At 74.1% G+C, this 12087-nt stretch carries 10 protein-coding genes; 8 read left to right on the plus strand and 2 right to left on the minus strand.

What is annotated here, in order from left to right:
- Positions 1 to 241 precede the first annotated feature (241 nt).
- The 4 genes from WN71_RS06775 (at position 242) to WN71_RS06790 (ending at position 5064) form a co-directional block, all read left to right on the plus strand.
- On the plus strand, positions 242 to 685 hold the full coding sequence (locus tag WN71_RS06775) for a DUF6643 family protein (RefSeq protein WP_046585221.1): 444 nt from the start codon (positions 242 to 244) through the stop codon (positions 683 to 685).
- A 42-nt stretch (positions 686 to 727) separates the two neighbouring features.
- Positions 728 to 1552, plus strand: a complete 825-nt coding sequence (locus WN71_RS06780; RefSeq protein ID WP_046585219.1) for an MOSC domain-containing protein — start codon at positions 728 to 730, stop codon at positions 1550 to 1552.
- A 281-nt stretch (positions 1553 to 1833) separates the two neighbouring features.
- On the plus strand, positions 1834 to 2439 hold the full coding sequence (locus tag WN71_RS06785) for an Rv1733c family protein (protein ID WP_046585217.1): 606 nt from the start codon (positions 1834 to 1836) through the stop codon (positions 2437 to 2439).
- A gap of 186 nt (positions 2440 to 2625) precedes the next feature.
- Positions 2626 to 5064 carry a right-handed parallel beta-helix repeat-containing protein gene (locus tag WN71_RS06790; RefSeq protein WP_046585214.1) on the plus strand — a complete coding sequence of 813 codons (2439 nt, stop codon included), beginning with the start codon at positions 2626 to 2628 and terminating at the stop codon, positions 5062 to 5064.
- Here WN71_RS06790 and WN71_RS06795 read toward each other — a convergent pair.
- On the minus strand, positions 5034 to 7520 hold the full coding sequence (locus tag WN71_RS06795; protein ID WP_420856468.1) for a hypothetical protein: 2487 nt from the start codon (positions 7518 to 7520) through the stop codon (positions 5034 to 5036). The two genes, WN71_RS06790 and WN71_RS06795, sit on opposite strands and share 31 nt — an antisense overlap.
- A gap of 290 nt (positions 7521 to 7810) precedes the next feature.
- Between WN71_RS06795 and WN71_RS06800 the strand changes: the two genes are divergently transcribed.
- Both WN71_RS06800 and WN71_RS06805 read left to right on the plus strand, forming a co-directional pair.
- Positions 7811 to 8641, plus strand: a complete 831-nt coding sequence (locus WN71_RS06800) for a DeoR/GlpR family DNA-binding transcription regulator (protein WP_046585213.1) — start codon at positions 7811 to 7813, stop codon at positions 8639 to 8641.
- Positions 8642 to 8715: 74 nt separating this feature from the next.
- Positions 8716 to 9192, plus strand: coding sequence for an SRPBCC family protein (locus WN71_RS06805; RefSeq protein WP_046585210.1), 477 nt, complete (start codon positions 8716 to 8718; stop codon positions 9190 to 9192).
- A gap of 68 nt (positions 9193 to 9260) precedes the next feature.
- Here the strand turns inward: WN71_RS06805 and WN71_RS06810 are convergent, their stop codons facing one another.
- The gene (locus WN71_RS06810; protein WP_046585208.1) at positions 9261 to 10385 is read right to left on the minus strand and encodes a PLP-dependent cysteine synthase family protein; all 1125 of its coding nucleotides are present in this window, start codon (positions 10383 to 10385) and stop codon (positions 9261 to 9263) included.
- A 349-nt stretch (positions 10386 to 10734) separates the two neighbouring features.
- Here WN71_RS06810 and WN71_RS06815 point away from each other — a divergent pair, with 349 nt between their 5' ends.
- Positions 10735 to 11061, plus strand: coding sequence for a hypothetical protein (locus WN71_RS06815; RefSeq protein WP_046585206.1), 327 nt, complete (start codon positions 10735 to 10737; stop codon positions 11059 to 11061).
- Positions 11062 to 11248: 187 nt separating this feature from the next.
- Positions 11249 to 11791: an ATP-binding protein gene (locus tag WN71_RS06820; protein WP_206300030.1), complete on the plus strand. Its 543-nt coding sequence runs from the start codon at positions 11249 to 11251 to the stop codon at positions 11789 to 11791.
- Positions 11792 to 12087 lie beyond the last annotated feature (296 nt).

Genomic DNA, 12087 nt, shown 5'->3' on the forward strand with positions numbered 1-12087 from the left:
CATCACTGTCGCGGAAACCCCTCGACCCGGCCGTGAGCTGGGGCTGTCCGCCGGCCCCGGACCCTGCCGGGCAACCCCGGGTAACCCGCTCGGAACTCGGCCTTTACAGGATCCAGACGCCGTTCGCTGCCCTTTTTTGCCAAGTTCGCTCGCATTGGGGATCCAGGGGCGGCGTCGACACGGAAAACAACCCTCTTATCGGTCTCCCCAATGAGCACATCGTGGGCTTAACTTATGTGCCATGACCTCCCCCCGCTCCACTTATGGCGGCGGCTACTACTCCGCCTCCTTCCCGGACACCCCGATCTACGACTCGCTCGTGGCCGAGCGGGGCACCCCGCAGATCGCCCCGATCCGGGTCCCCGCCGCGTACGAGTCGAGCAGCCACCTGCCCGCGCTCCCGTCGGCGCTCCCCGCCCTCCCGGCCGGCCCGTCCCAGCAGATGCCCATGTACGGGTATCCGCAGGCGCAGCAGCCGGCTCCGCTCCAGCAGGCGCCCGCGGCGTACATCCCGCAGCAGGCGTCGGCGCCGCGGGGCTACCCGGCCCCGCAGCAGCCGCTGCCGCCCCGCCCGATGGCGGCCGGCACCGGCTACGAGGCGATGCGCCCGGCAGCGCCGCGCCCCGCGCCCGCTCCGTACCAGGATCCGTACAACAATCAGCAGACTCAGTACCGAGGCTACTGACCTGCTCCTCCGGAGGTCCGTTCCACCTGGCACGATGGCGTCATGGGGAATGCACGGCTGCACTCGATCCACGTCCATCCGGCGAAGGCACTGCGGGGGTTCTCACCCGAGCAGGCCGTCGTGGAGCCCTGGGGGCTTGCCGGGGACCGGCGCTGGGTCCTGATCGACGACGGGGGAAAGGTCGTCACGCAGCGCGAACAGCCACGTCTCGCACTCGCCGCCGCCGGGCTCCTGCCCGACGGCGGCGTCGTGCTGTCCGGGCCCGGCCGCGATCCGCTGACGGTGCACCCGCCGCACGGCGGGGACCGGGTCAAGGCGGAGATCTTCGGTACGACGGTGGAGGGCGCGGCCGCCGACGCCGCCGCGCACGCCTGGTGCAGCGCCTACCTCGGGGCACCGGTCCGGCTGGTGCACATGGACGATCCGGCCCGCAGCCGTCCGATCGACCCCGACTACGCGCTGCCCGGAGAGACGGTCAGCTTCGCGGACGGCTATCCCCTCCTCGTCACGACGCTCGCCTCGCTCGACGCCCTCAACGCGCTGATCGCACAGGGCGACCACGCCGAGGAGGGTCCGCTGCCCATGAACCGGTTCCGGCCCAACGTGGTGGTGAGCGGCACCGCCGCGTGGGCGGAGGACGGCTGGCGGCGCATCGCGATCGGCGAAGTCGCCTTCCGTGTCACGAAGCTGTGCGGCCGCTGCGTGGTGACCACGACCGACCAGCACACCGCCCACCGCGGCAAGGAACCCCTGCGCACCCTGGCCCGGCACCGGCGGCTGGACGGCAAGCTGATGTTCGGCCAGAACCTGGTGCCGGAGCGCACCGGCACGGTCCACGTCGGCGACCCGGTCACGATCCTGGACTGAGCGCGGCGGTGACGATCCCGGACCGAGATCGGCCTTCACGATCCTTCACCGCGCGCGGCCGCGCGCGGCTTCGCCCGGCCAGGCCGTGCATGCCAGGCCGTGCACCGGTTCACCCGGAAGTGGCGGGCGGTGCGGGGAACCGGAGGCGGGCCCCGGACGTTGGGGATTTCGTGAGAAGTCCATGAGAGGTCGGTCGCGGGCGACGACGTCGCCCTGACCGGGCCCGGCATGGACGGCTCCGCCAGGGGTTGTCTGGTAGCGGGGAAGGGGGGTGCGGATCGGTGCGAGCTCTCGGCGGACTCTGGCGCTGGCGGCGCAATCCGCTGCGCCGCACGACCGATCTGGTCGAGGCGTGGGTGGCGCTGGTGGCCACGCTGCTGATCCTGGTGGCCGCACCGGTGATCGGCGCGGTCGTCGGCGACGTGGCCCAACGGGCCCTCCAGCGTTCGGTGCACGACCAGCAGCGCTCCCACCGGCTGGTGACCGCCACGGTGGTACGGCCGTTGAAGGGGAACCCGGTCGAGTCCGACCCCGACACCACCTCCGCCCACGACACCCGCAGCCGCGTGGAGGCGGACTGGACCGCGCCGGACGGCTCCGCGCACCGCGGCGCGCTGACCACCGCGCTCGGCTCCCCGCACAAGGGGGACCACTTCGCGATATGGACGGACCGTCAGGGCCGTCTCGTCACCCGCCCGCTGGACGCCGCGACGGCCACGACCCATGCCGTGCTGGCCGGGTTCGGGGCCGCGATGCTCGCGGCGGCCGTGGTGGAGGGCGCGCGGAGACTGATCGTCTGGCGCCTGGTCCGCCGTCGGTACGCGCGATGGGACCAGGCATGGGACAAGGCCGGTCCGGACTGGGGCAGGACCGGAACCGGCAGCTGACCGCGCCAGTGCCTTTCGGCGAAAGGCACTGGGCCTCTGGTCAACCCGCGGCCTGCGCGCACGCTACGGTGGACCGCCGAGACTCTTCGGCATCGACCCGCGCGCGAGCGAGCCGCAGGGCGGCCCCGTGGCGCCCCGAAGGCGAACGAGCAGTCCGGTACGACGAGGTGGGGGCACGGCAACACCATGGCACAGGGCACGGTCCAGGTGACGCACACCGGCACGTCGCGGTGGCGGCGCCGCACAGGTGAGTACGCTTCGCTCGCCGACGCCCTGGAGGCCGCGGCGGACGGCGATGTCCTCACCGTCGCGCCCGGCACCTACCGGGAGAATCTCGTCGTCCAGCGGGCCGTGACGCTGCGCGGCCCCGAGGGCGCGCCCGGCGCGGTGCGCATCGCGCCCGCCGACGGCGTGCCGCTGACCGTGCGGGCCTCCGCGATCGTCCAGGACCTGCATGTCGAGGGCCAGGACGCGGCCGCCCCCGCGCTGCTGGTGGAGGAGGGCACCCCGGAGCTGCTGGACGTACGGATCGTGACCCGCTCCGCGGCCGGGATCGAGGTCCGCGGCGGCGCCCGCCCGACGGTGCGCCGCTGCACCGTGGACAACCCGGCCGGCATCGGCATCGCCGTGTACGACGGCGCGGGCGGGGTGTTCGAGGAGTGCGAGGTCGTCGCCGCCGGGCAGTCCGCGGTGGCCGTGCGCGGGGGCGCGCACCCGCGCCTCGAGCGCTGCCGGATGCACCATGCCACCGGCGCCGGTCTGACCGTGACCGGGGAGAACTCGGCGGTGGAGGCCGTCGGTTGCGAGGTGTACGAGGTCCGCAACAGCGGGGTGCAGGTCACCTCGGGTGCCACGGCGCATCTCACCGACTGCGAGGTGCACCGCACCGACGCGGACGGCGTCACCCTGGACACCGACGCCGTCCTGACGCTCGCGGACTGCCGGATCCACGACATCCCCGAGAACGCGGTGGACCTGCGCTCGCGTTCGGTGCTGACGCTGACCCGCACGACCGTCCACCGGTTCGGGCGCAACGGCCTGTCGGTGTGGGACCCGGGCACGCGGGTGGACGCCAACCAGTGCGAGATCTTCGACAGCACCGGCGACTATCCGGCGGTGTGGGTGAGCGACGGCGCGACCGCCGTGCTCGACGCGTGCCGGGTGCACGACGTGCCGGACGCGCTGTTCGTGCTGGACCGCGGTTCACGCGCGGACGTCGTCGACAGCGACCTGACCCAGGTGCGCAACACCGCCGTGTCGGTGAGCGACGGCGCGACCGCCCAGCTCGACGACTGCCGTATCCGGGAGGCGGCCACCGGAGCCTGGTTCCGCGACCACGGCAGCGGCGGCACGCTCGCCAACTGCACGGTGGAGGCCGTCCAGACGGGCGTGATCGTCACCAAGGGCGCCGACCCCACCATCGAGCGCTGCACGGTCACCTCTCCCGCCGAGGCGGGCGTGTACGTGTCGGCGGGCGGCAGAGGCAGCTTCCTCGGCTGCCGGGTGACGGGCAGCGCCGGCTACGGCTTCCATGTCATAGACGGCTGCCGTACGACGCTGCGGAAGTGCCGCACCGAGCGCTGCGCGCGCGGGGGTTACGAGTTCGCGGAGGCCCCCGACGCGGCACCCGGCAGCGGACCGGTCGTGGAGGACTGCACCAGCGACGAGAGCGGCGGCGTCCGCACCCCGGGCACGCCCTCGGAGCCCGCCGTGCTGACGGCCACCCAGACCCCCGGGCTGCTCGGCACCGTCCCCGCCCCGCGGGTCACCCCCGCCCCGGAGCCCGTCGCCGCGGACGGACCGGAGCCGTCGTCACGCACGTCGAAGGCCGTGCTGGGCGAACTGGACGCGCTGGTGGGCCTGGAGAGCGTCAAGCGGGAGGTGCGCGCGCTCACCGACATGATCGAGGTGGGCCGGCGCCGCCGCGAGGCGGGCCTGAAGGCCGCCTCGGTCAAGCGGCACCTCGTGTTCACCGGCTCCCCCGGCACCGGCAAGACCACGGTCGCCCGGCTCTACGGCGAGATCCTCGCCTCCCTCGGCGTCCTGGAGAAGGGGCATTTGGTGGAGGTGTCCCGGGTCGACCTGGTCGGCGAGCACATCGGCTCGACCGCGATCCGCACCCAGGAGGCCTTCGACCGGGCCCGCGGCGGCGTGCTGTTCATCGACGAGGCGTACGCGCTCTCGCCGGAGGACGCCGGGCGCGACTTCGGCAAGGAGGCCATCGACACCCTGGTGAAGCTGATGGAGGACCACCGCGACGCCGTGGTGGTGATCGTCGCCGGGTACACGGCCGAGATGGAGCGGTTCCTCTCGGTGAACCCGGGTGTCGCCTCCCGCTTCTCGCGCACCATCACCTTCAGCGACTACGGCCCCGACGAGTTGCTGCGGATCGTGGAGCAGCAGACCGACGAGCACGAGTACCGGCTGACGCCGGGCGCGGCGCAGGCGCTGGTGCGGTACTTCACGGCGATCCCGAAGGGCGCGGCCTTCGGCAACGGGCGCACCGCGCGGCAGACCTTCGAGGCGATGGTGGAGCGGCACGCGAGCCGGGTGGCCCAGCTGGACGAGCCCAGCACCGACGATCTCACCCTGCTCTACGCCGAGGACCTGCCCGAGCCGTCCTGACCGGTCCCGGCACCGGGGCGCCGCCCGCTCCCGGCACCGGGGCGCTGGCCGGGCAGGGCCGCGGGCAGCCGGGCCAGCAGCCGGGCCCGCTCCTCGGCGAACACCGGGTCCGCCGGGTAGTCGAAGTGGCCGAGGATCGGGGCGGGCAGCGGATACCGCGCGGTGCGGCCGTAGGCGAGCGGATCCCGGAGCGGGGCGCGGTCCACCTCGGGTCCGCAGGCCCCGGGCAGCAGGATCGGGCCGCCGATGGGATCCGTGAGCCGGTACAGATTGCGCCAGCACGCCACCTCGTGGTGGAGCGCGGTCAGCGCGGCCGGGCCGAAGTGGGCGGGGAACCAGCGCCCGTAGAGGCGTTCCAGCGGGGAGCCGTAGGTGAGCAGGGCGACGCGGCGGCGGACGGCCGGGGTGAGCTGCCAGGCCGCGGCGGCGGCGAGGACGCTGCCCTGGGAATGACCGGAGAGCACGAGCCGGCCGCCCGTGGCGCGGGTCCAGGTGGTGATCCGCCAGGTCAGGTCCGGTACGGCGCGCTCGGCGTAGCAGGGCGGCGCGAAGGGGTGGGCGGCGCGCGGCCAGAAGGTGCCGACGTCCCAGAGGATGCCGATGGTGCGGCGCGCGGCGGCGTCCTTGTAGGCGCGTCTGCCCCAGGTGACGAACAGCAGGAAGCCGAGCCCGACGAGCCAGGAGCCGAGGGTCTGCGCGGCCTCGGCGGCGCCGCGGAGCAGGGCGGGCAGGTCCCGCGCGGCCGCGGCCGGCGGCTCGCCGGTGGCCTGCGCGCCCGCCAGGGCCGCCGCGCCCAGCAGGAAGGTGCCGGCCGCGGTGACCCCGGCGACCAGGGGTCCGCGGTCGGTGAGCCGCGCCAGGGCGCGGGTGCGGGCGATACGGCGGGTGCGGGCGGGATCCCGCGGCTCGTCGGGCCGGTCGGGCCGTACGGCGGCGCGTTCCGTACGGGCGAGCAGACGGGTGCGCCGGGCGAGCAGGGCGCCGAGCGGCAGCAGGATCGCGAGCAGCGCCGGGATGGTGGAGGACTGCCAGGTCAGCAGCACCGGCGGGCCGGGGATCGAGGCCGCGGTGCCATCCAGCCAGTCCGCCACGCGCTGCGCGAGACCCGCGGAGATCACACCGCCGAGGGCGCAGCCGAGCAGGGCGACCGCGGGACCGACGAGGCCGTGCAGCGCGGCGCGGGGCGCGGGGTGGGTGCGGTGCAGCAGGTGCGCGCAGGCCGCGAGGGCGAGGACCAGGACGCCCTGGGTGAGGGCGAGGGCGGCGAAGGCGGGTTCGCCGGGCAGCCGTCCGGCGGAGGCTCGGCCCGGGGCGGACAGCACCGCGTGGGCCAGGGCGAGCAGCAGCAGGGCCAGGGCGCCGAGGGGCAGCCCGCGTACGAGGTGGGCGTCGATGCGCCGGTCGAGGCGGTGCTCGCTGCGGCCGCGGCGGCAGACCACGGCGACCACGACGGCCGCCGCCGCGGCCAGCGCGGCCTCCAGCAGGCCGCCGAACCGGCCGCTCGGGCCGCCGCCGGGGCCGTCGTCGAGGCGGGTCACCGGCACGGTGACCGCGGCGGCGACGGTGAGCAGGCCCGCGGCCGTGTGCGCGGCGCGCAGCCGGGCCACCAGCCGACGGCCGTACCAGAAGCCCGGTCTGCCGAGCGCGGTGCGGTCGCCGTCGTCGGCCGCGGCGGGGGTCGGCGGCCGCTGGGACTCGTAGGCGGCCCAGGTGCGGTGGGAGAGGTACCAGAGCAGGGCGACGAGCGTGGCGGGCGCGAGGGCGGCCAGGGCGAGTCTGCGGCCGGGCGCGCTCCACCAGCCGGCGCCGGAGCCGACGGGCGAGACGGGGCCGAGCCAGGAGTGGCGGCGGGCGCAGGCGGGGGTGCCCGCGCACTGCCAGGCGACCAGGTCCAGCGCCACCTCGCAGGCGGCGGCCACCAGCAGCACGGTCAGGGTCAGCCCGGCCAGCCGGACCAGCAGGCCGTAGCAGCGCACGGTGCGGCGTCTGCCGCGGGCGGCGGGGCGCATCCAGTGGGCGAGGTTGACGACCATGAACGGCAGCAGCAGGAGCCACAGGGCGCGGGCGCCGTTGCCTGAGGTCAGGTTGCACCAGACGTACGCCTCGCGGACCGGGCCCGTGCGGTTGCCGCGGGGGCGGGGCGAGGCATCGGCGTCCGCTTCCGATTCCGCTTCTTCGGCGGCGGCTCGGTCCGCGGGGGGTTGCTCCGCGGCCGCTTCCGCCGCGTCGGCCCGGTCCTCGGCCGCTTCTTCCGCGGCGGCGTCCGCCCCTTGGGAGTCCTCCGCGTCGGCGTCCTCCGCGCGCCGGAACACGGCCGCCGTGTCGTCGCCGGTGATCCGCACGGTGCGGGGGTCGCCGAGCATCTTCTGCGGTGTCGTGCCGCCGACCCCGTGCACCAGCAGCTCCAGAGCGATCACGGTGGCGTGGGGGTGGGCACCCTCCTGCGCGCGTTCCACTTCTCCTCGCACCTCCGCCTCGGGCCGCCGCCGGTGTGTCCGTGCGGCCACCAGGATGTCCGGGGGCGTCGCTTCGCGCACCACTCGTCACGGAAACTCCCCGATCCGTGTGACAAGCGGCCGTTCCACAAGGTGCCCGGCCTGCGGATCTGTGCCCGGACAGGTGTGCGCACCCGGGGGCGACCCGTGCGAGTATGAGACGTCCGCGCACCGGTACGGGCCGCACGGCACGGTCGGAGCGGGTGCGGGGCGCGGGACGGACGGCTTGAGGCGAAAGGACCGGAGCGTACGTGAGTGAGAATCAGAACCTCCTCGCGGAGCAGCGGCGCGCTCTGATCGTGGACGAGGTCCGGCGCCGCGGCGGGGTGCGGGTCAACGAACTGACCCGCAAACTCGGCGTGTCGGACATGACGGTGCGGCGCGATCTGGACGCGCTGGCCCGCCAGGGCGTGCTGGAGAAGGTGCACGGCGGCGCGGTGCCGGTCGTGGAGGCGAGTACCCACGAGCCCGGCTTCGAGGCCAAGTCGGGCCTGGAGTTGACCGCCAAGGAGGACATCGCGCGGGCGGCCGCCGGGCTGGTGAAGCCGGGTTCCGCGATCGCGCTGTCCGGCGGTACGACGACGTTCGCGCTGGCGCACCAACTCCTCGACGTGGCCGACCTGACCGTGGTCACCAACTCGGTGCGGGTCGCGGATGTCTTCCACGCGGCGCAGCGCAGCTCGGGACCGCGCCAGGGCGGGGCGACGGTGGTGCTGACCGGAGGGGTGCGCACGCCGTCGGACTCGCTGGTGGGACCGGTCGCGGACCAGGCGATCGCGGCGCTCCACTTCGATCTGCTCTTCCTCGGCGTGCACGGGATATCGGTCGAGGCCGGTCTGTCCACACCCAACCTGGCGGAGGCCGAGACCAATCGGCGCCTGGTGCAGTCGGCGCGGCAGGTCGTGGTGGTCGCGGACCACACCAAGTGGGGTGTGGTGGGCCTGAGTTCCTTCGCCGCGCTGGAGCAGGTCGACGCGCTGGTGACGGACGCCGGGCTGCCGGCCGACGCGCGCGAGGAGATCGCGGAGCATCTGCCGCAGCTGATCGTGGCGGGCGAGACGCACGAGGCCACAGACATCTGACGGCACGTCAACTAAGGTGTGGTGCCCCGGTCGACCGCCCGTCGCCCGGCGGCTTCGGCGAGGAGGTCCCGGTCATGGTTCACCGACTGCGCCCGGAGGGGCTCGACTTCGCGGGGACGGCGCCGGTGCGGCTGGTCTTCGCCCGGCAGATCGCGGCATCGCCCGAGCGGGTCTTCCACGCGCTCGCCGAGGACGTGGCCGGGTGGCCCGAGTGGTTCACGGCGGTCGCCTCCGCACGGCCGGCCGGTGACGGCGCGGGGCGCGAGATCCGGCTGAAGGGCGGCACGCGCTTCACGGAGACGATCCTCGCGGCCAAGCCCGACGAGCTGTACGCCTACCGGGTCGACACCACCAACGCTCCGGGGATGCGCGCGCTGGTCGAGGAGTGGCGGCTCGCTCCGGCGGGCAGCGGCGGCACACGGGTGCAGTGGACGTTCGCCGCCGACGGCGCCGCTCCCTTCCGGGCCGTTCTGCGCCTGGCCCGGCCCGGTCTCGGCCGTTCCTTCCGGGGTGCGGTCACCGCGCTGGACCGGCGGCTCGCGGCGGCATGAGCCCGCCCCGGTAAGGGCCGGGCCCCCCGGGGCGCCCGGAGCCGTGCGGCCGTGGCGCCACGAGACGGTCAGTGCGGCCACACGCCCGTCTCCAGCAGGGTCGCGATCGTCGCCGCGTACGGCGCGATGTCCAGGCCCTGTTCGGCCAGCCACGCGTCCGAGTAGTACTTGTCGAGATACCGGTCGCCCGGGTCGCAGAGCAGGGTCACGACACTGCCCTGCCGCCCCTCGGCCACCATCTCCGCGACGATCCGCAGGGCGCTCCACAGCCCGGTGCCGGTCGAGCCGCCCGCCTTGCGGCCGATGGCGCCCTCCAGCGCGCGGACCGTGGCGATCGCGGCCGCGTCGGGCACCTTCATCATCCGGTCGATGGCGCCGGGCACGAAGCTGGGCTCCATGCGGGGCCGGCCGATGCCCTCGATACGGGAGCCGCAGTCGCAGGTGACGTCCGGATCGCCGGTAGTCCAGCCCTCGAAGAAGCAGGAGTTCTCCGGGTCGGCCACGCAGATGCGGGTGTCGTACTGCATGTAGTGCACATAGCGGGCGAGGGTCGCCGAGGTGCCGCCGGTGCCGGCCGTGGCGACGATCCACGCGGGCTCCGGGAACCGCTCCAGGCGCAGCTGGCGGAAGATGGACTCGGCGATGTTGTTGTTGCCGCGCCAGTCCGTGGCCCGCTCCGCGTAGGTGAACTGGTCCATGTAGTGGCCGCCGGTCTCCACCGCGAGGCGGGCCGACTCCTCGTACATCCGGCGCGAGTCGTCGACGAAGTGGCAGCGCCCGCCGTGGAATTCGATGAGCCGGCACTTCTCCGCGCTGGTCGTACGGGGCATGACGGCGATGAACGGCACGCCGATCAGCTTCGCGAAGTACGCCTCGGAGACGGCCGTCGAGCCGCTGGACGCCTCGATCACCGGGCGGCCCGGACGGATCCAGCCATTGCACAGGCCGTAGAGGAAGAGCGAGCGGGCGAGCCGGTGTTTGAGGCTTCCGGTGGGGTGGGTCGACTCGTCCTTGAGGTAGAGGTCGATCCCCCAGCGCTCGGGCAACGGGAACTGGAGCAGATGCGAGTCGGCCGAGCGGTTCGCGTCGGCCTGGACCTTGCGGACCGCCTCCTTCAGCCAGCTGCGGTAGGCGGTGTCGCTGCGGTCGACATCGAGGGTGTCGCCGGTGCGGATCTGTGGGGTGGTGCTCACGGCGGGGCTCCTTACACGTCGCGCCGGCGGCGCGCGGCGCGGCCGACACTTCGATCATAAGCACCATTCGAAACGCTTCCCACCTGCATAAACGCCTCTTTGACAAGCCCAAAGGCAGCCCTGGGGAGCGGCGCGCGAGGCAACCGGGGGGCGCACTCCGGGAAATGCTCCGGGTATCGGACACCGGCGAGCCATGTGTACTGGTGCGTGGCGCCGGTGGGGGGCAGACTGCACCGGGACGGGACGAACGTCCCGAACGGGGGCGCACACTGGATCACCCACCGGCCGGATCGCGCCCCGCGCGGGTACGGCCGGGCGGGACACGACACGCGCGAGGGGGCGGGTCAGCATGGCGGAGCCGGAGTTCACGGCAACGGGCGTGCGGATCGGGAAAAGGCTGCGTTCACTCACCCGGGCCGGGCAGGTCCGCATCAACGACGGCAGGCTCGAACTGCTCACCAGCTACGGCAGCGAGATCGACTCGGCACCGGTGCAGGCCGTGCGCGCGTCGCGGCCGTGGTTCGCCGCACCGGACCGGGCGTTGGCCGATCTGAACGGCCAGCGGTATCTGCTCACGCTCGGCGCGCACGACCCCGCGCCGGGTGAGCCGGGGCCGCCCGCGGCACGCCGGTTCATCGAGGCCGTGCGCCAGGCGTCGGGCCGTCGTCGAGGCTGACCGGACCGCGAGTTGCGGGACGGGACCCCTTGGGCCACGCTTGTCTCACGTCACTCTGGGTTTACCGGCGATAACGCTGCGAACCAGCCCGCCGGCCACGACAGCGGGCGGCGGCGTCCCGCCAGCGCCTCGCTGGATCGATCCGAACTCCGTGTTCTTCCGGACCTCACGTCGGGGAGTCGCAGCCGTGATCAGTCATCCAAGCAGGCACTGCACGGTGGAGCTCCAAGCCCTGCCGTCGCGGATCGGCCAGGTCCGCAGAATCGTATCGGCGCAGTTGCGCTACTGGCATCTGGATCCCCTGATAGACAAAGCGGCGCTCGGTGTCACCGAGCTCCTCACCAACGTCCATCTGCATGCCCGGACGGACAAGACGTGCACCGTCGAGATCGAGCTGCTGCTGGACCGGCTCACCGTCTCGGTGCGTGACCACGATCCGCGGATTCCGGTCGTGGCCGAGGCCACGCCGGAGGCCACCACCGGCCGCGGGCTCTCCATGGTCGCGGCGATGAGCGAGAGCTGGGGCGTGCGGCCGGACGGGGACGCGGGCAAGGTCGTCTGGTTCACGCTGCCGACGACGGCGGCGACCGCGCGGCCGGCTCCGCCTGTGCGGCCGGTCGTGCACTCGGTGCCGGAGAAGGCGGCGCCGGTGTTCGTCGAGCTCGAGCCCGCGGGCGAGGTGGGGCGGGCGCCGGCCCATGCGCCGGCGGGGTCGGCCGTGGCGGGCTGACGTCCCGCTTCCCGCGGCCCGACCCGCCCGTCGAGTACCGTCCGCGGCCCGGTGGGCCCCCTTCGCGCAGTTCCCCGCGCCCCTAAAAGGCAGCACCACCGCCCACGCCCTCAGGGGGCGCGAGGAACCGCGCGCCCAGCCCCCACCGCGCCGCGGATCGACCGCAGCATCCCACCCGCGGGCCCGGCGGGGCCCCTTCGCGCAGTTCCCCGCGCCCCCAACCCCCCAGGGGCGCGAGGAACCGCGCGCCCAGCCCCCACCGGCCCGCAGATCAGTCGTCGCATGTCACCCGCGGG

The sequence above is a fragment of the Streptomyces mangrovisoli genome (assembly GCF_000974985.2).
GTDB lineage: Bacteria > Actinomycetota > Actinomycetes > Streptomycetales > Streptomycetaceae > Streptomyces > Streptomyces mangrovisoli.